26 protein-coding genes are annotated in these 24,790 nt (G+C 60.6%); 6 read left to right on the top strand and 20 right to left on the bottom strand.

All coding sequences use genetic code 11. The annotated features are described in order from the left end of the window. Positions 1 to 36: 36 nt before the first annotated feature. From QRN60_RS19250 to rplU, 7 genes are all read right to left on the bottom strand, one after another. A complete protein-coding gene (locus QRN60_RS19250) occupies positions 37 to 1,323 on the bottom strand; it encodes a glutamate-5-semialdehyde dehydrogenase (RefSeq protein ID WP_035212838.1) in 1,287 nt (428 codons plus the stop codon). After that, positions 1,316 to 2,485, bottom strand: a complete 1,170-nt coding sequence (proB, locus tag QRN60_RS19245) for a glutamate 5-kinase (protein ID WP_060725331.1) — start codon at positions 2,483 to 2,485, stop codon at positions 1,316 to 1,318. The genes QRN60_RS19250 and proB overlap by 8 nt, the downstream gene beginning before the upstream one ends. Further along, entirely contained in the window at positions 2,482 to 3,552 is a 1,071-nt protein-coding gene (gene obgE, locus QRN60_RS19240; protein WP_129564811.1) for a GTPase ObgE, read from the bottom strand. Before obgE ends, proB begins: the two co-directional genes overlap by 4 nt. A gap of 169 nt (positions 3,553 to 3,721) precedes the next feature. Next, positions 3,722 to 4,312, bottom strand: a complete 591-nt coding sequence (locus QRN60_RS19235) for a GNAT family N-acetyltransferase (protein ID WP_111791637.1) — start codon at positions 4,310 to 4,312, stop codon at positions 3,722 to 3,724. Next, positions 4,309 to 4,941 carry a GNAT family N-acetyltransferase gene (locus QRN60_RS19230; RefSeq protein ID WP_003505256.1) on the bottom strand — a complete coding sequence of 211 codons (633 nt, stop codon included), beginning with the start codon at positions 4,939 to 4,941 and terminating at the stop codon, positions 4,309 to 4,311. The genes QRN60_RS19235 and QRN60_RS19230 overlap by 4 nt, the downstream gene beginning before the upstream one ends. Before the next feature lie 131 nt (positions 4,942 to 5,072). Next, a complete protein-coding gene (rpmA, locus tag QRN60_RS19225) occupies positions 5,073 to 5,342 on the bottom strand; it encodes a 50S ribosomal protein L27 (protein ID WP_003492686.1) in 270 nt (89 codons plus the stop codon). A gap of 40 nt (positions 5,343 to 5,382) precedes the next feature. Then, positions 5,383 to 5,697, bottom strand: a complete 315-nt coding sequence (rplU, locus tag QRN60_RS19220; RefSeq protein ID WP_003492690.1) for a 50S ribosomal protein L21 — start codon at positions 5,695 to 5,697, stop codon at positions 5,383 to 5,385. A 332-nt stretch (positions 5,698 to 6,029) separates the two neighbouring features. On the opposite strand from rplU, the gene QRN60_RS19215 reads away from it, so the two are divergent. After that, the gene (locus tag QRN60_RS19215; RefSeq protein WP_003505257.1) at positions 6,030 to 6,470 is read left to right on the top strand and encodes a metallopeptidase family protein; all 441 of its coding nucleotides are present in this window, start codon (positions 6,030 to 6,032) and stop codon (positions 6,468 to 6,470) included. Between the two features lie 19 nt (positions 6,471 to 6,489). Here QRN60_RS19215 and QRN60_RS19210 read toward each other — a convergent pair whose 3' ends face one another. Then, complete coding sequence (locus QRN60_RS19210) at positions 6,490 to 6,696, bottom strand: DUF1737 domain-containing protein (RefSeq protein ID WP_003505258.1); 207 nt, start codon at positions 6,694 to 6,696, stop codon at positions 6,490 to 6,492. After that, on the bottom strand, positions 6,693 to 7,604 hold the full coding sequence (locus QRN60_RS19205; protein WP_165000611.1) for an HpcH/HpaI aldolase/citrate lyase family protein: 912 nt from the start codon (positions 7,602 to 7,604) through the stop codon (positions 6,693 to 6,695). The genes QRN60_RS19210 and QRN60_RS19205 overlap by 4 nt, the downstream gene beginning before the upstream one ends. 110 nt (positions 7,605 to 7,714) lie before the next feature. Between QRN60_RS19205 and QRN60_RS19200 the strand changes: the two genes are divergently transcribed. From QRN60_RS19200 to leuB, 3 genes are all read left to right on the top strand, one after another. Next, a complete protein-coding gene (locus QRN60_RS19200; protein ID WP_129564812.1) occupies positions 7,715 to 7,945 on the top strand; it encodes a hypothetical protein in 231 nt (76 codons plus the stop codon). Positions 7,946 to 8,109: 164 nt separating this feature from the next. Continuing rightward, positions 8,110 to 8,715 (top strand): 3-isopropylmalate dehydratase small subunit, encoded by a 606-nt coding sequence (gene leuD, locus QRN60_RS19195; RefSeq protein WP_003505261.1) that lies wholly within the window; start codon positions 8,110 to 8,112, stop codon positions 8,713 to 8,715. A 222-nt stretch (positions 8,716 to 8,937) separates the two neighbouring features. Continuing rightward, positions 8,938 to 10,050 carry a 3-isopropylmalate dehydrogenase gene (gene leuB / locus QRN60_RS19190; RefSeq protein WP_020809681.1) on the top strand — a complete coding sequence of 371 codons (1,113 nt, stop codon included), beginning with the start codon at positions 8,938 to 8,940 and terminating at the stop codon, positions 10,048 to 10,050. On the opposite strand, the gene QRN60_RS19185 is transcribed toward leuB, so the two are convergent. From QRN60_RS19185 to cobA, 3 genes are all read right to left on the bottom strand, one after another. After that, positions 10,031 to 11,275 carry a cytochrome-c peroxidase gene (locus QRN60_RS19185; protein ID WP_111784294.1) on the bottom strand — a complete coding sequence of 415 codons (1,245 nt, stop codon included), beginning with the start codon at positions 11,273 to 11,275 and terminating at the stop codon, positions 10,031 to 10,033. The two genes, leuB and QRN60_RS19185, sit on opposite strands and share 20 nt — an antisense overlap. 223 nt (positions 11,276 to 11,498) lie before the next feature. Continuing rightward, a complete protein-coding gene (locus tag QRN60_RS19180; RefSeq protein ID WP_003505266.1) occupies positions 11,499 to 12,815 on the bottom strand; it encodes a cobyrinic acid a,c-diamide synthase CobB in 1,317 nt (438 codons plus the stop codon). Next, entirely contained in the window at positions 12,812 to 13,600 is a 789-nt protein-coding gene (cobA, locus tag QRN60_RS19175; RefSeq protein ID WP_020010742.1) for a uroporphyrinogen-III C-methyltransferase, read from the bottom strand. Before cobA ends, QRN60_RS19180 begins: the two co-directional genes overlap by 4 nt. Positions 13,601 to 13,658: 58 nt before the next feature. On the opposite strand from cobA, the gene QRN60_RS19170 reads away from it, so the two are divergent. Beyond that, positions 13,659 to 14,789, top strand: a complete 1,131-nt coding sequence (locus QRN60_RS19170) for a cobalt-precorrin-5B (C(1))-methyltransferase (RefSeq protein ID WP_003505270.1) — start codon at positions 13,659 to 13,661, stop codon at positions 14,787 to 14,789. Here QRN60_RS19170 and cobM read toward each other — a convergent pair. From cobM to cbiE, 3 genes are read right to left on the bottom strand one after another with little or no spacing between them, the layout of a single operon-like run. After that, positions 14,744 to 15,517, bottom strand: a complete 774-nt coding sequence (gene cobM / locus QRN60_RS19165) for a precorrin-4 C(11)-methyltransferase (protein WP_003505271.1) — start codon at positions 15,515 to 15,517, stop codon at positions 14,744 to 14,746. The genes QRN60_RS19170 and cobM overlap by 46 nt on opposite strands. After that, on the bottom strand, positions 15,514 to 15,933 hold the full coding sequence (locus QRN60_RS19160) for a cobalamin biosynthesis protein (protein WP_162692805.1): 420 nt from the start codon (positions 15,931 to 15,933) through the stop codon (positions 15,514 to 15,516). The genes cobM and QRN60_RS19160 overlap by 4 nt, the downstream gene beginning before the upstream one ends. Beyond that, entirely contained in the window at positions 15,927 to 17,186 is a 1,260-nt protein-coding gene (cbiE, locus tag QRN60_RS19155) for a precorrin-6y C5,15-methyltransferase (decarboxylating) subunit CbiE (protein ID WP_129564813.1), read from the bottom strand. The genes QRN60_RS19160 and cbiE overlap by 7 nt, the downstream gene beginning before the upstream one ends. On the opposite strand from cbiE, the gene QRN60_RS19150 reads away from it, so the two are divergent. Continuing rightward, positions 17,185 to 17,967: a cobalt-precorrin-6A reductase gene (locus QRN60_RS19150; protein WP_284766320.1), complete on the top strand. Its 783-nt coding sequence runs from the start codon at positions 17,185 to 17,187 to the stop codon at positions 17,965 to 17,967. The two genes, cbiE and QRN60_RS19150, sit on opposite strands and share 2 nt — an antisense overlap. On the opposite strand, the gene QRN60_RS19145 is transcribed toward QRN60_RS19150, so the two are convergent. The 5 genes from QRN60_RS19145 to cobN are packed head-to-tail and all read right to left on the bottom strand — an operon-like array spanning position 17,934 to position 24,790. Beyond that, entirely contained in the window at positions 17,934 to 18,695 is a 762-nt protein-coding gene (locus tag QRN60_RS19145; RefSeq protein ID WP_020809686.1) for a precorrin-3B C(17)-methyltransferase, read from the bottom strand. The genes QRN60_RS19150 and QRN60_RS19145 overlap by 34 nt on opposite strands. Further along, complete coding sequence (locus tag QRN60_RS19140) at positions 18,692 to 19,459, bottom strand: precorrin-2 C(20)-methyltransferase (protein ID WP_087745200.1); 768 nt, start codon at positions 19,457 to 19,459, stop codon at positions 18,692 to 18,694. The genes QRN60_RS19145 and QRN60_RS19140 overlap by 4 nt, the downstream gene beginning before the upstream one ends. After that, positions 19,456 to 20,088 carry a precorrin-8X methylmutase gene (locus QRN60_RS19135; RefSeq protein ID WP_107677672.1) on the bottom strand — a complete coding sequence of 211 codons (633 nt, stop codon included), beginning with the start codon at positions 20,086 to 20,088 and terminating at the stop codon, positions 19,456 to 19,458. The genes QRN60_RS19140 and QRN60_RS19135 overlap by 4 nt, the downstream gene beginning before the upstream one ends. Continuing rightward, positions 20,085 to 21,440 carry a precorrin-3B synthase gene (gene cobG, locus QRN60_RS19130; protein ID WP_129564815.1) on the bottom strand — a complete coding sequence of 452 codons (1,356 nt, stop codon included), beginning with the start codon at positions 21,438 to 21,440 and terminating at the stop codon, positions 20,085 to 20,087. The genes QRN60_RS19135 and cobG overlap by 4 nt, the downstream gene beginning before the upstream one ends. Then, positions 21,440 to 24,790: a cobaltochelatase subunit CobN gene (cobN, locus tag QRN60_RS19125; protein WP_129564816.1), complete on the bottom strand. Its 3,351-nt coding sequence runs from the start codon at positions 24,788 to 24,790 to the stop codon at positions 21,440 to 21,442. Before cobN ends, cobG begins: the two co-directional genes overlap by 1 nt.

Raw genomic sequence — 24,790 nt, 5'->3', positions numbered from 1 at the left:
ATAACGTCTGTCGAGGCGCTTATCAGCGGGCAAATATCAGGTCCGTGTCTGGCCGGTGCCATGCACCCGGTATTTGAACGAGGTGAGCTGCTCGACGCCAACGGGACCCCGCGCATGCATCTTGCCGGTGGCGATGCCGATTTCCGCACCCATGCCGAATTCGCCGCCATCGGCAAATTGCGTCGAGGCATTGTGCAGCAGAATGGCCGAATCGAGTTCGTTGAAGAACCGCTCAACCACGTCAGAGTCCTCGGCGATCACCGCCTCGGTATGGTTGGACGAATAGGTGCCGATATGCTCTATCGCACCGGAAATGCCCTCCACCACAGCAACCGAAATGATTGCGTCGAGATATTCGGTGCGCCAGTCCTCTTCCGTTGCCGGCACCAGACCCGCCACCACATCACGAACAGCTTGCGAACCGCGCACTTCGCAGCCAGCTTCGATCAAGGCTTTGACGAGCGGCTCGAGATGCGTGGAAACGGCAGCGGCATCCACCAGCAATGTCTCAGCCGCGCCGCAAATGCCGGTGCGTCTCATCTTGGCGTTAACGACGATACGTTTTGCCATGTCGAGATCGGCGGATTTGTCGACATAGATGTGGCAGATGCCTTCCAGATGCGCAAAGACCGGCACGCGGGCTTCCGACTGCACCCTAGCCACGAGGCTCTTGCCGCCGCGCGGCACGATGACATCAACAGTGCCGTTCAGGCCGCTGAGAAGTGCGCCGACGGCCGCACGGTCGGTCACCGGCACCAGCTGAATGGCATGCTCGGGAAGACCGGCAATCTTCAGCCCCTCCACGAGGCAGGCATGAATAGCACGCGATGAATGTTGCGAATCCGAGCCACCGCGCAGGATGACGGCATTGCCCGCCTTGAGGCACAAAGCACCGGCGTCCGCCGTCACATTCGGGCGGCTTTCATAGATCACGCCGATGACGCCAAGCGGCGTACGCACGCGCTCAATCTTAAGCCCGTTGGGGCGATCCCAGGCGGCAATGACTTCGGCGACCGGATCGGACAGCGCCGCAACCGAGCGAATACCTTCAGCAATGCCGGCGATGCGGGCATCGTTGAGCGTGAGCCTGTCAACGAAAGAAGCAGCAAGACCGGCGCTCTCGGCTGCGGTCAGATCCTTCCTGTTGGCGGCAAGGATCGCCTCCTTCGACGCCTCGATGGCGGAGGCCATGGCGAGCAGCGCACGGTTCTTCTGGTCCGTGCCGGCGATGGACAACGGTCGTGAAGCAGCTTTCGCCTGAGCGCCGATGGTGATCATCAGCGCATCGATGTCATGGCTCTGCTTCACGGCCTGTTCAGGCATGGACCTCATCCTTCTTTGCATGTTTAATTTTGACGGCGGCGCCGGTCATCACGAGATCGTCGCGATGGATCATGGCCGCGCGCCCGACATAACCGAGGATCGCCTCGATCTCGTTGGACTTGTGACCGATGATAAGGCGCGCCTCTTCCGCATCGTAGCCCGCAAGACCACGAGCGACTTCCCGGCCTTCCGCACCGATAATGGCGATTGCATCCCCACGGCCGAAATTGCCCTTCACCAGTCTCACACCCGCGGGAAGCAGGCTTTTTCCGGCATAGAGCGCCTTTTCCGCGCCGGCATCCACATGGATTTCACCGGCCGGCTGCAATTGCCCGGCAATCCAGGTCTTGCGTGCCGTCACCGGCGTGCCTGATGGTGCAAACCACGAGGAGCGCGCGCCGTTTTCGATGGCCTTCAGCGGATTGAACGTTTTGCCTGACGCAATGATCATGCCGCAACCGGCAGCGGTTGCAATCTTGCCCGCATCGATCTTGGTGCGCATGCCACCGCGCGACAACTCGGAGGCCGCACCACCTGCCATGGCTTCTATCTCGGGGGTGATATCAGCGATCGTCTCAAGGAATTTCGCGTCCGGATCGAGATGCGGCGGAGCCGTATAAAGTCCGTCAATATCCGAAAGCAGCACCAGAAGATCGGCACCCGTCATGGTCGCCACACGCGCTGCCAGACGGTCATTGTCGCCATAACGGATTTCGGTGGTCGCAACCGTATCGTTTTCATTGATGATCGGGATAGCGCCGATCTTCAGCAACTGGTTGATGGTGGCGCGCGCATTGAGATAACGGCGACGCTCCTCGGTATCGGACAGCGTCAGCAGAATCTGGCCTGCAACGATTTCATGCCGCGACAGGCTTTCCGACCACGCCCGCGCCAGCGCGATCTGACCAACCGCCGCCGCCGCCTGGCTTTCCTCCAGCTTCAATGCACCAGAAGGCAGGCCAAGCACGGTACGCCCAAGCGCGATGGCGCCCGAAGACACGACCTGGACATCCGCGCCGTTTTTCTTCAGCGCAGCGATATCTTCGCAGATGGCATCCAGCCAGTCTTTCTTCAGACCGGTCTTTCGGTCCACCAGAAGCGCCGACCCGATCTTGATCACGATCCGATGGTGGCTCGCCAGCGGCTTGCGCGTCAGGCTCATAGGCGGTCGTCCTCTTCTTCGGCCTCGCTATCCTCATGCGGCATGGACCTGTCGGGCAGGGCAGTCTCCCCGCCCTCGCTTGCCGAAACGATGATGTCGCGAAGGGCGCGCAGCGCTTCCGTCATGCCGATATGCGCGGCGGCAGACAGAAGAAGCGGCGGACGGCCGCAGGCCTTTTCCAGTTCCTTCGCCTTCTTTTTCAGTTCTTTTTCATCGAGCACGTCGATCTGTGACAGCGCCACGATTTCCGGCTTGTCGGTCAGCCCGCCACCATAGGCGTCCAGCTCGGCCTTGACAGTCTTATAGGCCTTGCCGACCTTATCTTCCTGTGCGGAAACCAGATGCAGAAGCACGCGAGTGCGCTCCACATGGCCGAGGAAGCGGTCACCAATGCCCACGCCCTCATGCGCGCCTTCGATGAGGCCGGGAATATCGGCCAGCACGAATTCGCGGCCGTCGATGGTCGCCACGCCGAGGTTCGGATGGAGGGTGGTAAAGGGATAATTGGCGATCTTCGGCCGCGCGCGGGTCACGGTCGCGAGGAATGTGGATTTACCCGCATTCGGCAATCCAACAAGACCGGCATCGGCGATCAGCTTCAGGCGAAGCCAGACCGTCTTTTCTTCGCCTGCAAGACCCGGATTGGCATGGGTGGGCGCCTGATTGGTCGAAGACTTGAAATAGGCATTGCCGAAACCGCCATTACCGCCGGCGGCAAGACGAAAGCGCTGGCCTTCCTTGGTGAGGTCGATGATCAGCGTCTCATTGTCTTCCTCAAATATCTGGGTACCAACAGGCACCTTCAGCACCACATCCGCGCCCTTGGCGCCGTTGCGGGTCTTGCCCATGCCGTGCTGCCCGATCGAGGCCTTGAAATGCTGCTGAAAACGGAAGTCGATCAGCGTGTTGAGACCGTTGACGACCTCAATCCAGACATCGCCGCCGCGTCCGCCATCACCACCGTCAGGACCACCAAATTCGATGAATTTTTCGCGCCGGAAAGACACCGCGCCTGCGCCGCCATCACCGGACTTGATATAGACTTTTGCTTCATCGAGAAATTTCATCGGACTGCCGTTCTATCGGTTTGCGGGCGCGGCCGCCAATCGCGTTGCGCCAAACAAAAATATCGTCGTTTCGAATACAAGCGCTTCTTCACAAGGTCAAAGACTATCGTGCGGGAAGCCCCTGTGCGAGACAAGGCCGGTTTGGTGCAAACCGGCCTTGTTTTGATTGTCAGCGATGCGGCCGGACAAAATCCTCAGCCGTGATCATCGTGTCGATATGCGCCACCATGGCGGCGCGCGCCGTGGCGTAGATCTGGTGGCAGCCGGTCACCCGGAAGCCGAGTTTTTCCTGCACCCGCAGCGAAGCGGGATTATCCGCAAACACGCCGGAATGAAGGGTCACGCCCGGCATGCGGCGGAAGAACCGCTCAACCACGCCGGCCACCGCCTCGGTCATGTAACCCTTGCCCCAGTAGAAGCGGTTGAGCCAGTAGCCGAGATGCCACTCGCCGTGCCGCAATTCCACCGAAACGACGCCGATCAGGGTATCGTCGCCACTGGTAATGGCGAAATCCCAGTCGGGCAGGGTGCCTGAGGTGCGCAGGACCAACCATTCCAGCGCATCCTGCTTGTGATAGGGTGCCGGAACACGAGCGAGCATCCTCGTCACAGCAAAATCGCCAAGCGATTCCGCAATGCTGCCGGCATCGGAAAGCCGCTGCGGGCGCAGCACCAGACGCCGCGTCTCGATGACGGGGCAGGGGCCGGGCGGCGCCACTGACGTGGCAGCCCGGCGGCGGGTCAGTTCGAGCGCACTCATCCCATGTCCCCCCAGCTCTTCAGCGAAACCCAGGTCTTGCGGTCCAGCCGGTACCATTCGACCGGCACCATGCCGCCGAGCGCCAGCGAACCGACCATGCCGGAACCCTGAAACTGGAAACCGCACTTCTGGATGACGCGGCGCGAAGCGATGTTGGTGACCCGGCAACGAGCATCGATCTGGTCGATTTCACGCGTGCGGAAGGCCATGTCGATCAGCGCATGCGCGGCTTCCGTCATGTAGCCCCGGTTCCAGTAGGGTTCCCCCAGCCAGTAACCGATTTCCAGCGTCTTTTCGTCTTCCTGGGGTTCGAGCGCGCAGCAGCCCAGAAACTCGCCATTGTCCATGCGGGTAATCGCATAGACGCACTTGCCAATCTCGCCAGCTTTGGAGCGTCGCACAAAATCCGCGGCGTCTTTGGCCGTGTAAGGGTGCGGCATACGCGACACCATGGTCGCGATATTGGCATTGTTGGCAAGATGGGCAAGGGCGTCGATGTCTTCTTCGTGAGGCTTGCGTAAAACCAGCCTCTGCGACAGTAAAACGGGGCAATCGCTCCTTGACCGATCGGGCCTTGGCCGCTCTTCGGGTGACCGTGATTGGTCAACCCTCAACAATTCAGCTTGCATGGTTCAGTCCCTCCATGAGGTTAAAGAAAAAGGGGAGTTGGGTGGTGCCCCATCTCCCCTGTTTTCTTGACTGAACCTGATACGTCTCAGCCGGGTCGATGGGACACCGGCTGCATATGACGCTTACCGGCTTATTCTGCGGCTTCCGCTTTCGGAGCCACGGATACGAATACGCGGCCGTTGGCCTTCGTACGGAAGTTCACGTTACCTGCGGTCAGTGCGAAAATCGTGTGGTCCTTGCCGATGCCAACATTGGCGCCCGGATGCCACTGTGTGCCGCGCTGACGCAGAATAATGTTGCCTGGAATGACAGCTTCGCCGCCGAACTTCTTTACGCCAAGGCGCTTGGATTCGGAATCGCGACCGTTACGCGAGGAACCGCCAGCTTTTTTGTGTGCCATTGGAGTTCTCCTTTAAACCTTGTTTCCCGTGTCGCGCCGATCAGGCAGCAACGATGTCCGTGATGCGGACGACAGTGTGATGCTGACGATGGCCGCGCGAACGCTTGGAGTTCTGACGACGACGCTTCTTGAAGGCGATGACCTTCTTGCCGCGATTGTGCTCGACAACTTCAGCCTTGACGATGGCGCCCTTGACAAAGGGAGCACCGAACTTGGCGTCGGCGCCTTCGCCAACAACGAGAACTTCGGTGAATTCTACAGTTGCGCCCGCCTCTGCTTCCAGCTTTTCGATGGTCAGCACGGCGTCGGCCGCTACGCGGTACTGCTTACCGCCGGTCTTGATGACTGCGAACATTTTTTATCCTTTCATGTTCGTTCCGGCTCTGCCCGCAAATGCAAGCTGGCCGTCTTTTTATCAGTCGGAATTTGGTAGAAACCCTTGGGAACAGAATGTCCCTTTGAATGTCTGCCGGTGAAGTCGCCTTTTAAGGGGCGGAATAAACGGAAGGCGCATTACGCCATCAATTTGGGTGCCGATTACGCGAGACGCCAGTTTATGTCAAGATGACGACGGCCCGAAAAGTAACTGTAACGCCAAGAATTTCATGCTTTTTCGGCGGGTGAAGCAGTCAGGTCTCGAAATTTGCCCAGCAAGTGTTTATATGGGCCTTCCAACAAGGAGCAGAAATGGCCCGCATAGACCAGACCGACGATTGGCGGGACCGCCATGCGCCGACAATTTCCGCCTTCGAGTCGCTTGCGATCGAGGCATATGGCCACCTGCCGGAAGAATTTCGCGCATTAACGAAGGATCTCATCATCGAGATCGCCGATTTTCCGACCGATGACGTGTTCGAGGACATGGCTCTCGAAACGCCTTTCGACCTTCTCGGATTATTCGAAGGACGCGGCATCTCCGAACGTTTCACCATGGAAACGGGCGAGATGGTGAACCGCATCACGCTTTATCGCCGCCCCATTCTCGACTACTGGGCCGAAAATGAGGAGACGCTGGGCGATATCATCACCCATGTCCTGATCCATGAAATCGGCCATCATTTCGGCCTGTCGGATGACGACATGGAACGGATCGAAGAAAGCGCAGACGAGGCCGCCGCCGATCGCTGATCGGGACGGCTAGCGCCGCTCACTGCTCGCCGAGCTTCATGTCCGGATGGTACTCCTTGCCCTCGACCACCTTGGTCACGGCCTGGCCGCAATGCATGACGCCGCTTGCGGCGTTGAAGGCATAGCTCGGTGAACCCGCGAGTTCCCAACCCTTGTTCAGCGCCTCGGTCACCCGGTGACAGAATTTCGCGTCGTCGGGACCGGTTATGAAACGATAGACCTTCACGTCCTGTTTGCCTTTCTTTGTGCGATGATATCGGCCATGGCGACCAGCCTTTCGGCCTCAACCACATGCAGCCGCTCGATCATGCGACCGTTCATGTTGATGACGTTCAATTCCACAGATTCCGGTTTTGCGAAAGCGGCAATGATCTCGCGCGCTTCCGCGACCGCCGCCTCGTCCGGCGCGAAGCGCCCGTTGGCCGGCTCGATCTGGGCCGGGTGGATCAACATCTTGCCATCGAACCCCATGGCGCGACCCTGCTCACATTCGGCTTCGAAAGCGGCGATATCGCGAAAGTCGTTCGAGACGCTGTCGATGACGTCGAGCCCGTAGGCGCGGGCGGCAAGCACCACCTGCATCATCCACGGTACGAGATAGGTGCGTCCTGGGAGGGCCGGAACCCGCGTTTCCTTGCGCAGGTCGTTGAGCCCGATGACAAAAGCCGCAAGCCGCGCATCCGGCGTATGGGCCGCGTCAGCAATCGAGGCGGCATTCAGCACACCAAGCGGCGTTTCGATCATCGCCCAGATTTTCAGGCGCTCCGGTGCATCCATTTCGGCCAGAAGATCGGCCACTTCATTGATATCGGCCGGCTGTTCCACCTTCGGCAAAAGAACCGCATCCGGCCGGCAGGAAAGCACGAGCTGCAAATCCGCCTTTCCATCTGGCGTCGAGAGCGGATTGATGCGGATAACGGTTTCCCGCCCGCTAAAGGGCTGCCCCAAAAACAGCTTTTCCAGATTGTCCCGCGCCTTGCCCTTCATATCGGGCGCGACGGAATCCTCCAGATCGAGGATCACCCCGTCACAATCGAGATCGCGGATTTTTTCCAGCGCCCGGACATTAATGGCCGGAACTGACAGCAGCGAACGGCGCGGTCTCACAAGAATATTTTCGGAAAAATCGACCATGCCGCACTTGTGTCAAGCTTTTGTGACATCTGCAAGCTGACAATCCACTGAATCCTCTTGCAAGCCGGAAGAAGAAGGCCCACATTCGTCTGGATAGAAAGGTTTGGATCATGCAAGGCATACGTTCGTTTTTCATCGCCGCATCCGGCATTGCAGTTCTGGCGATAGTCGCCCTTTTCACCGCGTCGCTTACGGTCGCTTTCATCGGCGTGCTCGCGGTTCTCAGCGCTGCCCGCCTGCTTTCTGCGCGTTTGAAGCCGGCCCCCATTCCGGTCAAGCCCCGTAACCAGCGTGATATGCGCGTCTGGAACGACGGTAAGGGCACGATTATCGATCTCTGAGATCGTCTCAAATCGGCAAAAATGCCAGCGCGCCACACACGGCGTACCGAAGAACGCGGGTTTGCGCTTCTAAAGCGCTTAATTTTGCGGTATTTCCCGGCTGAAAATATCCGGCAGGCCTGTCCGCGCGGGATTATGTTCAAGGGAAACACGGGAAGCGACAGATGGAAAAATTCACCAAGCTGACGGGCGTTGCCGCGCCCATGCCGGTGGTCAATATCGACACCGATATGATCATTCCGAAAGACTATCTGAAGACCATCAAGCGCACCGGCCTTGGCAAGGGCCTCTTTGCCGAGTCGCGTTATCTTGAGGATGGCTCGCCCAATCCGGATTTCGTGCTGAACAAACCCGCTTATCAGAACGCCCAGATTCTTGTCGCTGGCGACAATTTCGGTTGCGGCTCCTCGCGCGAACATGCACCATGGGCACTTCTCGATTTCGGCATCCGCTGCGTGATCTCCACCAGCTTCGCCGACATCTTCTACAATAACTGTTTCAAGAACGGCATTCTGCCTGTCGTCGTCAGCCCCGAGAACCTCGAAAAGCTGCTGGACGATGCGTCGCGCGGATCGAACGCCGTTCTGTCGATTGATCTGGAACGCCAGGAAATCAGCGGCCCCGATGGCGGCACGATTACCTTCGAGATCGATGAGTTCAAGCGTCACTGCATGCTGAACGGGCTTGATGATATCGGCCTGACGCTCGAACATTCCAGCGCCATCGACACGTTCGAAAAGGCGAACGCCTCGGTCCGCCCCTGGGCCTGACAACATTTCCGCTCGTCAAAAAAGCCGATCCCGTACCAAACCGTACCGGATCGGCTTTTGCTTTGCTTGAAAAGCCGTTGAGGCAGAGATAAGAAGCCCACGATCCCGTCCGGCTGCGATAAGACTTTGCATCTGCAGGACGGAAACGAGTTTGACGCCGCGCTCGCCGCAACCGAAAACCCTTCGTGATGTTTTCCGGCGCGCCGCCCAAGGAGGGTTCTCATGACAGTCCGTTCGCTTTTCCTGCTGCCCGGTGACGGTATCGGCCCCGAAGCCATGGCCGAGGTCCGCAAGCTGATCGATTATATGAACAGCGCGCACAATGCCGGCTTCACTGTCTCGGAAGGCCTCGTCGGCGGCTCTGCCTACGACGCCCATGGCGTGGCTATTTCCGATGCGGATATGGAAAAGGCGCTTGCCGCCGATGCGATCCTGTTCGGCGCCGTTGGCGGCCCGAAATGGGATGGCGTGCCCTACGAGCACCGCCCGGAAGCCGGCCTGCTGCGCCTGCGCAAGGATCTCGAACTTTTCGCCAATCTGCGCCCCGCCATCTGCTACCCGGCGCTCGCTGCCGCTTCCTCGCTGAAGCCGGAGCTGGTCGAGGGTCTCGATATCCTCATCGTCCGTGAACTGACGGGCGGCGTTTATTTCGGCGAACCGAAGCAGATCATCGATCTCGGCAACGGCCAGAAGCGCGGCATCGACACGCAGATCTACGATACGTTCGAAATCGAGCGCATCGCCAGCGTTGCTTTCGAACTGGCCCGCACCCGTGACAACCGCGTCTGCTCGATGGAAAAGCGCAACGTCATGAAATCAGGCGTTTTGTGGAACCAGGTGGTCACCGAAACCCATTCCGCCAAGTTTAGGGATGTTCAGCTGGAACATATGCTGGCCGATGCCGGCGGCATGCAGCTGGTGCGCAAGCCCAAGCAGTTCGACGTGATCGTCACCGACAATCTCTTTGGCGACATGCTCTCCGACGTCGCCGCCATGCTCACCGGCTCGCTCGGTATGCTGCCGTCCGCCTCTCTCGGCGCACCTGACGCCAAGACCGGCAAGCGCAAGGCCATGTATGAGCCGGTCCATGGTTCGGCCCCTGACATTGCCGGCAAGGGCATCGCCAACCCCATCGCCATGATCGCGTCCTTTGCCATGTGCCTTCGCTACTCGTTCAACATGGTGGATGAGGCGACAAAGCTCGAAACCGCAATCGCAAACGTGCTCGACAAGGGCATCCGCACCGCCGACATCATGGCCGAGGGCAGCCGCCAGGTCGGCACCTCCGAAATGGGCGACGCGGTTCTCGCCGAATTCAAGGCGCTTTCGGCGTAACGCTTGACGAAACCGGCTGGGCAGGCGGCACGTTCGCCTGTCCATCTTCTTTCGGCAGAAGATGCTCATATCTTTTGTCAGTCAGCGTCTTCAGAAATGCGACAATGGCGTCCACACGCTTGTCGTCCAGCGCCGGTGCGGATGTCAGTTCCGTCATGGCGATATTTTCAGGCACTTCCGGCGCATCCCACGTCTTGCCGGTTTCCGGGTTGATCTGGCGGCTGGGTTTCTTGCTTTTGTATTTTACATAAAACAGCACCACCGTGCGCAGGTCTCTGAACACCCCGTTGTGCATGTAGGGAGCGGTAACGGCGACGTTGCGCAATGTCGGCACCTTGAACTTGCCGCGCTCAGCCGGATCGCCGGCCACAACAGGATTTTGCGCGAGCCCGAGATCGACCGCATCCGGCTTCGAGCCGTTGGCGGCTCTCACCGCCGTGTTGGCTGGAACGCCGATGTTGAAATATTTGTGGTTGGTGAAGAGGCCGTCTTCCAGCCCCTTGGCGCCGCGGATTTCGTGGCAGGTATTGCAATTGGTGAATTGCGTCGAGGAGATCAGGACCCGACCCAGCTCTTCCTGCTCGGTCAGCTTCTCCTCACCACGCAGGAAACGATCATATTTGGAATCGAAGGTGGAAAATTCATCGGAGCGCTCGAAGCTCGCCAGCGCCTTCGTCATCGCGGCATAGGCAGTGTCGTCGCTCTCAAAAACATCCTTGCCGAACTGCGTGCCGAAAGCCGCGACATAATCCGGGTTTTCCCGGAGCCGTTTGACGACCGAGGTCTTGTCCGGCATGCCCATTTCGAGGGGATTAAGCGGCGGACCGCCCGCCTGATCTTCGAGCAGAGAGGCGCGGCCATCCCAGAATTGCCCGCCGACATACTCGCCCGCCGCATTCCTGCCGAAAGGCGGCGTGAAGCGGGCATAAGCTGCAGTCGGCGCATTGCGGTCGCCCAGCGAAATCCCATCGTCGCCGAGAGAGACGTCCCGCCCGACCTTTTCGCTCTCCCGCGCATCGGAAAAACCGGCAGCCTGCATATGGCAGGTGGAACAGGCCATGGTGCGGTTCATCGAAAGGTTGGGATCGTCGAACAGCGCTCCACCGAGCTTTTCCAGCGTTGCGTAATCTTCACCGCCGTGGGCGACCGTGCCGTCGGTTCCCAAAGGGGCCAGCAAAATGGTCGCAGCGAGAGCGGCAGAGACAAAAAATCCGGGTTTCATCATCGGTAGGCACGCTCGATATGAATGCGCGAGGGCAGGTTCGGACCAGGAAATATGAAGCGGCTTTCGGTCCGGCTGCGCTTCACCGAACATGGATCACGGCAGACAACTCCGCTCTTCCATGCCCTATAAAATGATCTATAGCACTTTCCCGTTATCCAAGCCTACAAACTTTCGCAGCTTGCTCCACTTTGCCGCAGGTCCCACGGACCAAAGCCGTTAACGGTCAACCGCCTCTGGCGATGGCATGGAAAAAGGTGCCTGAGACAAATCCTCTCCTGCCGCCCGATGGCCCCAGCGGACGACCCTGCCCGTCAGCAATCTGGGCGAAGGGCTCATCGCTGCCGGCATCAGTAACCCGCGCATAATGGAATTCATGGCCGCGCAGAACATCCCCCGCCGTGCCGAGCGGGCCGCTTGCCGCAATTGTTGCCTGCCGGTAGCCTAGATTCATCTTGCGCGTCGCAAAGCTGGTGGCATGCGACAGAAGCCCGGTCATTGCGTGGGTCACCCCATCCGCATCTTCCAACGCCTCGCCGAGCACCATGTAACCGCCGCACTCGCCGTGCACAGGCTTTGTCGCGGCAAAGCGGGCAATACCTGCCTTGAAACCAGCCGCATCCGCAAGCTTCCCGGCGAAAAGCTCGGGATATCCGCCGGGTAGCCAGCAGATATCACAGCTGTCGTCGGGCGCCTCATCCGCGAGCGGTGAGAACGGCACGATCTCGGCCCCGGCCGCCTGCCAATGCTTCCTAAGATGCGGGTAAAGGAAGGTGAACGCCGCATCCTCCGCCAGCGCGATACGCTGACCGGGCGGTGCGATTGCCGCATCCACCGAGCCTGAAGGCACGTCCACCGGCGCGGCGAGTGAAAGCAAGGCATCGAGATCGATGGATTTTTCCATCGCATCGGCCAGTCGTTCTATATGTGCATCGATCTCCGGATGTTCGCTGGCCTGCACCAGCCCCAGATGCCTTTCGGGCAGGATGAGCGAAGGATCACGCAGCACGCAGCCGGCAACGGGAAGGCCGATTTTTTCGATCGCTTCCGTGCACAGCGTCCGATGTCTTTCGCTGCCCGCCCGGTTCAACACAACCGCCGCCATGGTAACGGCCGGATCGTAGTGAGCAAAACCATGGGCGACGGCAGCGGCCGTCTGCGACTGACCGGACACATCCAGCACGAGCAGCACGGGAATGCCGAACAGCCGCGCCAGATCCGCCGCCGAACCCGTGCGATTTTCCGCAACCGGAATGCCGTCGAACAGGCCCATGGCGCTTTCGATAAGAACGAGTTCCGCATCTTCCGTCTGTTGCGAAAAAAGATGTCGCAGCAAGTCTGGCCGCATGGCCCAGCTATCCAGATTAAGACCCGGTGTGCCGGTGGCGAAGGTGTGGAAACCGGGATCGATGTAATCCGGCCCTGTCTTGATGCCGCGCACCTTGATACCGCGCCGGGCAAAGGCCCGGAGCAGGCCGATGGTCACGCTGGTCTTGCCAGAACCCGAGCGTGGCGCGCCAATGATGATCGCCCGCGCCGTCATGAGCCGGAAACTCCAAGACGCGCCCGCATCGAAACAATCTCGCCGATAACGATCAAAGCCGGCGCTTCGAAATTTTCCCTGATTGCATCGTCAGCTATGCTTTCCAGCTTGCCGATGAAAATCCGCTCCAGCGCAGTCGTTGCCGACATGATGACGGCGACCGGCGTTTCGCCGGAACGGCCGCCCTGCATCAGAAGACCGGCGATCGTGCCAATATTCTTCAGCCCCATGTAAACGACGATGGGTTCCCGTGTTTTCGCCAGCGCCAGCCAGTCCAGATCCTCTTCCGTGCCCGCTGCGTGGCCCGTGGCGAGAGTCACGGCGCGGCTGATGCCGCGCATGGTGGCGGGAATGCGGGCTGAAGCAAGCGCTGTGAACGACGAGGTCATCCCAGGCAATATGCGAAACGGAATGCCGGCATGGACAAGCGCCTCCGCCTCTTCACCGCCACGCCCGAAAATAAAGGGATCGCCGCCCTTCAGCCGCAGCACCTTTTTGCCTTGGCCGGCGAAATCGATCAGCGAAGCGGTAATGTCATCCTGCGTTGCGGAAGGCTTGCCGCCCCTTTTACCGGCAAAAACAATCTCTGCCTGCGGACCCAAAGCGACGACATCGTCGCTCACCAAAGCATCGCGCACGATGACGTCGGCCTGAGACAGCGCGAGCGCCACTTCCAGCGTCAGATAACGCACATCGCCCGGCCCTGCGCCCGCGAGCCAGACGTGACCGGCCTGGAAGACCGGACCTTTTGCGGCAATGCTGTTCAAAATCTGCGGTATCGACATTCTTCTTGGCTGCTTTTTAACGATGACGGAAAAAGCCGTCCCGGCTATAGAAATTCATATGGAAACAGATGGAAAGACCCTTCGCCGCGGCTGGACCACGGGCACCTGCGCGGCGGCCGCCACGAAGGCGGCCTGCGCTGCCCTTTTGACCGGCGAATTTCCTTACCCTGTCGAGGTCGAACTTCCAAGCGGCGCGAGGCCTGCATTTTCCCTCGCCACCGAGGAAAAGGGTGAAAACTTCGCCCGCGCCGGTGTCGTCAAGGATGCGGGTGACGATCCCGACGTAACCCATGGTGCGCTGATCGAAAGCACGGTGCGACGAGGTCAACCGGGAAGCGGCATCACCTTCAAGGCCGGCAAGGGCGTGGGCACCATCACACGGCCGGGCCTGCCCCTGCCACCGGGAGAACCCGCCATCAACCCCGTACCGCGCAAGATGATCGAAACAGCGATTCGAGAGGTGGCCGGAGAAAGTGCCGATTTCGAAGTCGAGATTTCCGTCCGCGACGGCGAGAAACTGGCGGAGAAAACCCTGAACGGCAGGCTCGGCATTGTTGGCGGCATTTCCATCCTCGGCACAACAGGCATCGTTATTCCCTTTTCCTGCTCCGCCTGGATCCACTCCATCTGGCGTGGCATTGATGTGGCGCGCGCGACCGGCTGCGCCCATGTGCTGGGCGCCACCGGCAACACCTCCGAAAAAGCCGGGCAGGCGCTTTACGATCTGCCGGAAACCGCGCTGATCGACATGGGCGATTTCATCGGCGGCATGCTGAAATACCTGCGCAGTCATCCGGTCGAGCGGGTGACGATTGCCGGCGGCGTCGCCAAGATGACCAAGCTCGCGCAGGGAATGCTCGACGTGCACTCCAAGAAGGGACTGGCCGATCTTGATGCGCTGGCGGCATTGGCGACGGAAGCCGGAGGAGACGGAAGCCTCGCCATTGCCATCCGTCAGGCCAACATGGTGGCGCACGCCTTTGAGCTGGCCGAACGCGCGGGTATAGACCTCGGTGCGGTCGTGGCGGAAAAAGCCTGGGTGACCGCAGCGACAGCGCTGAAGACGCCCGCCATTGCGCTTGATATTCTGGTGTTCGATCGTCAGGGCACGCTCAAGGGGCGCACCGCCTCCACGCCGTCGCATCAGCCCGTCGCATCTTCTTTCGGAGATCGGAACCGCCGGACATAGTCGGTGCTATAAAGCGCGCTTTCACGAAAATCCGTCGAGGCAAGTCCACGTCCGACGAAGATCAGGGCCGTCCGCTCCACCGGTTCGGCTGCGAGCTTTCCTTCAATGTCGAACAGCGTTCCCCTGATAACCCGCTCATCCGGCCAGGAGGCGCGAACCACGATGGCAACCGGGCAATCGGAGCCGTAAAGTGGCGCCAGTTCTTCCACCACCTTGCCGATGGCATGAATGGCGAGATGAATGGCGAGCGTCGTACCCGTCGCACCGAAAGCCTTCAGTGTCTCACCGTCAGGCATCTTCGATGCACGACCGGAAATGCGGGTCAGTACAAGGCTCTGCGCCACTTCCGGCACCGTCAGTTCCCGCTGCAAAGTGGCGGCTGCAGCGGCAAAGGAGGGCACGCCGGGCGTGACGGTATAATCGAGACCCAGCCGCTCCAGACGGCGAATCTGTTCACCCATGGCGCTCCAGACGGAAAGGTCGCCGGAATGCAACCGCGCCACATCCTTGCCGGCCTCTGCTGCAGCCACAAACTCCGCCTCGATCTCGTCAAGCGAAAGCGCTGCCGTATCGACAATGCGTGCACCCGGCGGACAATAATCGATGAGGGCCTTCGGAACCAGTGAGCCCGCATAAAGGCACACCGGGCAGGCGGCGATAAGATCGCGCCCGCGCACCGTAATGAGATCGGCGGCACCCGGACCGGCGCCGATGAAATGAACCGTCATTGTTGTTCTCCATGTTCGATGGCACAGCCGCTATCACGTGGGGCATCGTCAGTCGTTGCGATGGCCACCGTCACATCGCCAACCACAAGACGCGGCGCGACCAGCCTTGCATTTTCTCCGGCGGCGGCAAGCGCCGCCGCTTCGCTGACACTTGGCGAGCCGGCATGATCAAGGCTTGCCTGTGAAAATGTCATTGTTTTCGAAGCGACCGCATCGAGCCGCTCCTGCGATACGATTTCCAGTGACAGCGACAAGCTTTTTGCCGCTGCCGCAAGACCGGCTTCACCGGCTTTGAGCGGCGCAGTCGCCAGGCATTCTGCGGTCATGCCAAAAGCATGCTCCGCAGCGCGCACGGCGGCCATGACAGCATCCGAACCCGTGCCCTTGCGGCAGCCTATGCCAGCCACTGTCACCATGGCTTGACCCAGTTCCACTGCGTCACCGGCATTGCCGGACGCCAGCCCGACATGGAGCCGACAGCCACCACCCGCGACACATCCAGACGGATCATCGAACCGCCAAGCCGCGCATGGGCGGCAAGCAGTACCGCCTCCATTTCCAGCGTCACCGCATTGGCGACCAGCCGCCCACCCGGTTTCAGGACCTCCATGGCCCCCTCCAGCACGCCCGTTTCACTGCCGCCGCCGCCAATGAAAATCACATCCGGCTGAGGCAAGCCTTCAAAAGCTGCGGGAGCCGCGCCGATCATGACCTCAAGCCCCGGTACACCGAAAGCTTCGGCATTGCGGGCGATACGCTCCGCCCTTTCCGGGTGCTGCTCTATGGCGATCGCACGAAGCGAGGGATGCGACAGCATCCATTCGATACCGATCGAACCCGAACCGGCACCGATATCCCACAACAATTCGCCCCGCCGTGGGGCAAGAGAGGAAAGTGTCACGGCGCGGATCTCGCGTTTGGTGATCTGCCCGTCATGTTCGAACAGGCTGTCATCAAGACCACAGGTAAAAGGCAGGACGCGTGCACCCTCATCCGCAACGACGTCAATCGCCACCACATTCAGCGCATCAATATCAACAAAGGCGAAATCGGCCGCCCTGACCTGCCGTCGCCTCTCCCGCTCGCCGCCCAGGGCTTCGAGCAAAACGAATTCCGACTGATCGAAGCCCAAATCGGACAACAATTCCGCAATCAAAGCCGGGGCGTGAGCATCCGAGGTAAGCGCAATGATGCGCGCACCGGCATGGAGATACGGCCGCAGGAGATCGATGGAACGGCCGTGTAGCGAAACGCATTCGACCGATTGCAGCCCCCAGCCAAGCCGCGCCGCCGCCAGGGAAAAGGCGGAAGGCGAGGGATGACAAACCGTCTCATCCGCCTCGACATGCCGCAGAAGCGTGACGCCGACGCCATAAAAGAACGGATCGCCGGAGGCGAGCACACAAACCCGCTTGCCACGCAGCGCCACGACATCACTCATATCCGTGTCGAACGGCACCGGCCAGCGCCGTGCTTCACCACGAACAGCCGCAGCCGCCAGTTCCAGATGGCGTTTACCGCCGAAAACGATCTCGGCCGCCTCTATCGCCTGGATCGCGTTCCGGCCCAGCCCCGCGAGCCCATCCTCACCAATGCCGACGATGGAAAGCCACGGCCTCTCTTTCTTTTCTGTGGAAGCATCGCCCGTTCCGGAATATTCAGACGTCATGACACGCTCCATACTCATCCTTGGCGGCACGGCGGATGCCCGCATTCTGGCCGGCAGTCTGGCAGAAGACTCCGGCTACCGAATTCTGCTTTCCATGGCCGGTCGCACACTCTCGCCGGTCGAACAGCCGGTGCCGATGCGCAGTGGCGGTTTTGGCGGTGCCGTAGGTCTTGCGGATTTCATTCGCACCGGGGGTTTCGATATTCTGGTGGACGCCACGCATCCCTATGCGGCGAAGATTTCCACCAATGCCGTTGAGGCGGCGCGGCTTGCCAAGGTCCCGCTTGTGGCGCTTTCGCGTTCCGCCTGGCAGTGCCAGCCGGATGACACATGGCATGGTGTCGACAGCGTCGAGCAGACTGTTATTGCGCTCGGCAGCGAAGGCCGGCGCGTGTTTCTGGCTTTGGGACGGCAGGAGCTGCTTCCTTTCGAAGCCGCGCCCCAGCACAGCTATCTCATCCGCAGCGTTGACCCCGTGGAGCCGCCACTGAAACTGCCGCATGCGCGCTACATCACCGCGCGTGGTCCTTTTGCGCTGGATGATGAAATCCGCATGCTGGAAGAAAACCGCATCGAGACATTGGTCTCGAAAAATTCCGGTGGCAGCGCCAGCTATGGAAAGATCGAGGCCGCAAGACGGCTCCGCCTGCCGGTCATCATGATCGAGCGGCCGCGAAAGCGAAACGACGCGTCCATGAATGATGTGACGGTGCCGGATATTGCAGCTGCGCTCACCGCCATCCAACATCAGCTCTCTCTTCTCGAAAAACGCGGCGAATAAACCAGCGGTTCTTTGCCGGATCGTTCAATCAGACGGGTTTCAACCGAACCGACGATGATGCAGGTGGCCATGTCAGCCATGTCGCTCGAGGCTTCCGAAAGAGGTATCACCCGGATACGCTCATCCGCCCGGCCTGCTGCCCGACCGAAGATCACCGGCACAGAACCGGGCAAATGCGCCCGCAACAGATCAAAAGCGGTACCGAGCTGGTGCGGACGCGCCTTGCTGACGGGATTGTAGAAAGCCATGACAAACCCTGCTTCCGCCGCCGCAATCAGCCGTTTTTCAATGATGCTCCAGGGCTTCAGATTGTCCGACAGCGAAATGGCGCAGAAATCATGGCCAAGCGGCGCGCCGGCCCTCGCAGCGACCGCCAGCATGGCGGTCACGCCGGGCACGACGGAAAAATCGATCTCGCGCCACTCGGAAGGACCGCTTTCGATCGCCTCGCAAACTGCCGCCGCCATGGCGAAAACGCCGGGATCACCGCCGGACACCACGCAGACCTTGCCGCCGGAAGCCGCAAGCCGCAAAGCCTGCTCGGCGCGGGAAATCTCCTCGCGATTGTCGGACGCATGGCGACGCTGGTGCGGCCCAAGCGAAAGGCGATCGAGATAGGGAATATAACCGAAGAAATCCTCCGAGGCATCGACAGCGGCAAGCGCCTCCGGCGTCACCTGCGCCGCACTACCCGGGCCGAGGCCGACAACGACGAGCCTGCCGGTCATGGCTTTTCACCTGCAGAGGGCCTCGTTTTCCAGCCCGGCACCAGAACCAGTGAAAAATAGGGCGCAGGCGATGCATCACGTTCGATGAGCCGCACCGCATGGCTGTTGGCCATCGTGCCGCGCTCGACATAAAGCGCTTCTTCAAGCTTACCGGCCTTTTCCAGCGCCCGGCGAATCTTTGGCAGGTTGCGTCCCACCTTCATGATCACCGCACCGTCCGTGCCGGACAGACGTTCCGTCAGAACATCTTCGCCAAGCGTGCCGGGAAGGACGCTCAAAATATCATCGCCCTGCACCAGCGGCAGACCGGCCATGGACCAGCAGCCGGACATTGCCGTGATACCCGCAACGACCTCCGCCGGGTAGGACGGAGCAAGCCGCAAATGAAGGTGCATATAAGAACCGTAAAACAGCGGATCGCCTTCCGACAGCACGGCAACATTGCGCCCGGCCTCGAGATGCACGGCAATATCCTTCGCCGACTGATCGAAAAAGGCGGCGATCGCATCGCGATAATCGCTGCCGTTTTTGTCGCTTTCGACGGTTACCGGATAGACCAGCGGCATTTCCAGCGTACCGGGGCGAATGAAGGCTTCGACAATGCCACGACCGTTACCGCTGCCACCCTTTTTGCAGAAGAAGGCGAGCACATCGGCATTTTCGATGGCACGAACGGCTTTCAGCGTCAGAAGTTCGGGATCACCGGGGCCGGTGCCGACGCCAACGAGTTTACCCCTGGGGTTTTCAAAAAGAGCCGCGCTCACAGGCCAGCCCTCGCAACCGCGTTGATGGCGGCAGCCGTCATCGCCGAGCCACCCATGCGTCCCTTGACGATGGCATAGGGAATGCCGAGCGAACTTGCTTCCAGCGCGTCTTTCGATTCCGCCGCACCGACAAAACCAACGGGCATGCCGATGATGGCGGCGGGGCGCGGCGCGCCTTTTTCCAGCATTTCCAGAAGATAAAACAGGGCCGTCGGCGCATTGCCGATGGCGACCAGCGCGCCATCCAGCTTCTCGGCCCAGAGATCGAGTGCGGCGGCGGAACGGGTATTACCGATCTTTTGCGCTATCTCAGGCGTGCGCGGATCGCGAAGGGTGCAGATCACATCATTATCAGCCGGAAGACGGGCACGCGTCACGCCGTGGGCCACCATTTCAGCATCACAGAGAACGGGCTTGCCGGCTCGTAGAGCACCACGTGCAGCGGCAACAAAATCCGGCGAAAATCGGAAATGGCTGGCCGCCTCCACCTGCCCGCAGGCATGGATCATGCGAATGGCGATATCCGCCTGCTCTTCGGTAAAGGCGGACAAATCCGCTTCTTCGCGAATGATGGCGAAGGAGCGCTCATAGATCGCATTGCCGTCGCGAATATAGTCATAGTCGGTCATCGGTCATCCTGTCGAAGCGCCGCACCGATCGCCTGTTTGCCCAGCCGGGCAAACAGGGTAGCGGCGTTTTCCCCGGGCTTATGTTCTTTTTCGTAAAGACGGGCAAGCCGCGAAAGCACCGTCCTCTGATGCGGGAAAGGTAAAATGCCATCCGGCACATCGCCGGGGCGGCCTGCAATAGAAAAGACCAGGCCATCGGCAGTGCCGGAAAAAGTGAGAAGCGACGGCGCGGGATGAGCGCAACCCTTACCACAGCCGGAAATATGCAGCGTGAAGGAGCCATCCAGCAATGACGCGCATTCCTCAGACGCAAAGGCGGCCAGTTCATGGGTGGGAAGAAAAGCCGAAGCGCAGCCCGGCGCGCCGGGACAGACGGCGATGGAAGAGCGCGCGTCACCTGCCGTCGTTATGAAACCGGACTCCCCTGCAATCTCCAGCAAGGCGTTGCAAGCGGATGACGATCCAAAAAATAGCAGGCTATGGTTTGGGGATGGCCGTAGAGCCTTGATGCCGAGCGTACCGGCCCGTTCGCAGAGATGAGACAAATCGCAGGCCCGGATTTGCCCGAAAGCAGGCGCGACAGCAACTGCAAAGCAGTCCTTTCCCGTCGTCATCAGTCCCAGAGGTGCAGAAGCCACCCTGGCTTCGTCCGCAATCACCCGATCGAGCAGGCGATCTCCGCAAACTGTCTTTATGGTCGAATGGTCCAGATCGCGGCCACGGGTAAGCGGTCCCTTGCCGGCCAGAAAGGCGAGCAGCGACACGACGGCGCCCGCCGCCGCGCCCGTCTCGACCAGTCCCGCATTCAGCGCCCTGCTTTCCGGCCCGCCAACGAGCAATCGCCAGAAGGTCCGACCATCAAGTGACAGTGCTTTCAGGCGAATATCGGCCAGCAAATCTCCCATGGAGAGGTGCCCGCCGCCATCAACGACGACAGACATTTTAGCGGCAAGCTTCTCATGGAGAATGAGCCTGTCAGCCTCTTTTCGAATCTCTGCGGCGAGTGGGCGGCCATCAGCGATTTCCGCGTCATCCCGACCGGCGAGAGGCGAGGTCTCAACTGCCAGTCCCTCACGCAGCGGCAAATCCAGCGCCAGAACATCTTTTTCCAGGGCGCGGGCGCTTTCCGGCGTCAGGCCGCGAAATTGCAGGCTGCCGCGTGCGGTAATGTCGATCAATCCGTTGCCATGCAGTTCGGCAAAATGGCAAAGCGCCGCCATGTCACGCGGGGCAATATCCGCCTCGAAAGCGATCCGCGACAAAAACCCGTCTCCGGTGCGCATGGGAACGGAGAGGGCCGGGCAGAGGCCACGGCGGCCAAAGGGCTGGACGGGATCGGCAGCGGCCATCATCACGCCTCCACCCTTTGGGGCCGCGGCAGGATGAGCATTTCAAGTTCCGCATCCACAGCATTGCGGCGGCTATGCCACAACCCACGACGGCGGGCGGATAAAAACCGTTCGGCCATCACTTGCGCCGCTTTCGGATTTTCCCGCAGAATGAAATCGCGCACGTCCTCATTGCCGAAATAGGCGTCGTAAAGCGCCTCGATCAACGAGGAGGACACCGCATGTGTGGTTTCGGCAAAGCCGATCAGCCGGTCCACCGTCTCGGCGAACTCCGCCGCCCCGCGCGGACCATGCCGCATCTGGCCTGCAATGAAGCGTGGATTGACGGCGCGCGCGCGCACCACCCGCGTCAGCGCCTGCGTCATTGACCTTGCACGCGGGCGTGCCGGATCTGTGGTATCCAGCGCCACGATGTCAGCGACCCCGCCAAGCACGGCCTTCGCAGCGGAAAAGCCGCCGATAAAGGCGACATCGGAAGAACCATCGAGAAGGTCACGACCCGGATCATCGCCGGTATGAACCAGAAGGTCGGCCCGCCTGACGAGCTCCACAAAACCGGTATCTTCGAAAATCTCCAGCCCGTCCGCACCACCGAAAGCGTGGCTCGCCGCGTCGAGATAGGCCTGCCCCAGCTCCTCGCGTTCTTCCCATTTCCCGCTCGCAAGCTTTTCTTCGATGCCGGCACCATAGGTGCCGGGCGCGGAGCCGAAAATGCGCGCCGGAATATGCCCAAGCGCGACGGCCTCTTCCGCCAGAGGATTGTCGCCCGGCGCTTCCTCCCGCCGCGCAACGGCCTTGGCGGCAGCATCGAGAAGCGCGATCAGCGCCGGGAACATGTCGCGGAACAGGCCGGATATGCGAAACGTGACGTCGACACGCGGCCGCCCCAGGCTCGCCGGCGGCAGAACCTCGATGCCGGTGACCCGGCCGGTGGCGAGATCGTGGATCGGTCTCGCCCCCATCAGATGCAGCGCTTGGGCCACATCCTCACCGCCATTGCGCAGACTGGCGCTGCCCCACAGATCGAAAACCAGATGTTTCGGCCAGTCGCCGTGGGACTGCAGATGATGGCGCAGCACCTCTTCGCCCGCCATTTTGCCGAGCTCGAACGCCGTCGGCGTCGGCATGGTGCGCGGATCGGCGGCATAGAGATTGCGGCCCGTGGGCAGCACATCGAGCCGTCCGCGCGCAGGTGCGCCGGAGGGGCCGGGGGCGATATGCCGGCCATCAAGCGCAGCCAGCAGGGCAGCTTTTTCCGATTTGGCGCTTTCAAGCCTCAGAAGATCGGTCTCGGCTTCGGCACAGCGGCCAAAAACATGCTGGCCGTCCTTGATGGCGAAATCCTTGAGGTCGCACAGAAAGGCGTCGATGCGCGACAGGGCCGCATCGGCATCATCCTTCACACCCACGCCCGCCTCAGCTGCAAGCCCAGTCTCCAGCGCCTTTTCGACAATCAGTTTCGCCAGTCGGTCACGCCGGCGGCGATCCAGCCCATCCGCCTGCGCATATTCATCAACGAGCTGTTCCAGCGCCGACTGTTCCGGGGAAAGCCCGGCATTGACCAGCACCGGTGGAACATGGCCGATGGTCACGGCCGCGATACGCCGCTTGGCGACCGCCGCTTCGCCTGGATTGGAAACAATGAACGGATAGACTACGGGTAGCGAGCCGGTGACAATTTCGGGAAAACAATCACGGGAAAGCGCGACCGTCTTGCCCGGCAGCCATTCCAGCGTGCCGTGCGCACCCACATGCACGATGGCATGCGCATCTGCGACCCGCTGCATCCATGCACCGAAAGCGACTAACGCGTGACGCGGCGGCAGGGCAGGGTCGTGGTAATCCACCCGGCGATCCTCGTTGCGGCCCCGGTCGGGCGCGAGCGCCACGAATACTTCGCCGAAACGGGCGACACGAAACCGGAATGCACCATCAACCAATGCGTCGTCGTCGGTTGCTGCGCCCCATGTCGCATTTACGGATGCGGCAGCTATAGGTGGCAGGGCGGAAAAAAAGCTCTCATAGACGGAAAGACCAATCGTCGCTTCCTGCTTTTCGACGCGGTCGAGCAACGCCCGCGCGGTTTTAGGAATATCCTCGACCGCATAACCTGCGCCAGCGAGATCGCGCAGCATTTCGAGAACGCTTTGCGGCACATCAAGACCGACGGCATAACCGGTTCGCCAGGGCGCCGCACCGGGATAATCCGGCATCAGAATGACGATCCGGCGATCCCGTGGAGCGGCATGCCGCAGCCGCAGGAAAGCGGCGATGCGATTTGCCACCTGCTCGACGCGATCGGCCTCGGGTACATTGAGCAAACTCGCGCCACCATCCATTCGCGCCTGTTTGAACGAGATCGCACCGGCAAGAATCCGGCCATCCAGTTCCGGCAGAACGACATGCATGGCAAGATCGGAGGGATTGAGACCGCGCGCATTTTCCGCCCAGCCGTCCCGTCGCGTCGTCGCCATCACTACCTGAAACACCGGCACGCCGAGCCGGTCGAACAGTGTTTTACCCTCGTCATCCGTCTGGCTGGCGAAGGCGGTGGCGGCAATGATGGCGGCGGGTTTGAGATCTGGCAGCACCGTTTCGAGGAAACGGATCGCCTCGCAATCCTTCAGGCCGCTGACAAAAATCGGCAAGGGTGCAAAACCGCGCTGCGAGAGCGCTTCGAAGAGCGCATCCACAGGTGCAGCATCTGCCGCCAGAAGCATGGAGCGGTAAAAGAGGATCGGCAAAAGGGGCGCACCGGCGGGAAAACCCTCGCAGGCTTCCGCCCGATCCATGACGCCCCTGCCGGGTCGGTAGAAACCGGCTTTCGGCAGCGGTTCAGCCTCGATATCCGGCCATGTCTCACCATTTGCAAGGGAGGTAAGACCACCGGCAAGCCGGCCCATATTCTCCTGCCCACCCTCGCGGAAGAAGGAGAGGGCAGAGGCCAAGATCCGCCGATCGACGGTTGATGCCGCTTCAAGCTTTTCATCTCGGTCGCTGCATTCTCCCGGCAGGAGCAGCAGCCTTATTCCGCGCCTGCGCGCCAGAATGGAAAGCTGATCGACACCGTAGCGCCAGCGTTCTGCACCGCCGAGCATCCGGATAAGAATAACCTTGGCGTGTTCCGCCGTCTTTTCAATCCACAGATCGACCGACATCGGGTGCCGAAGCTCGGACAGGTTGGCGGCGGACAGGGAGGGTAGTGTACTCTCGGTTCGCCGCCAAGCCTGTTCCAGCCCGGCCAGATCGCTTGCCGAAAACGATAGCATCACCACATCCGACCGGGGCTGGTTTAGATCAACCGGCTCTATCAGGTCGTCCAGAGACGAGGATGTGGTGGCGAGAATATGCAT

It is taken from the genome of Agrobacterium sp. CFBP2214 (assembly GCF_030209895.1).
Classification (GTDB): Bacteria; Pseudomonadota; Alphaproteobacteria; order Rhizobiales; family Rhizobiaceae; genus Agrobacterium; species Agrobacterium radiobacter.
The sequence above is the reverse complement of the archived record's forward strand: the minus strand, read 5'-3'. Positions and strand labels throughout refer to the sequence as shown.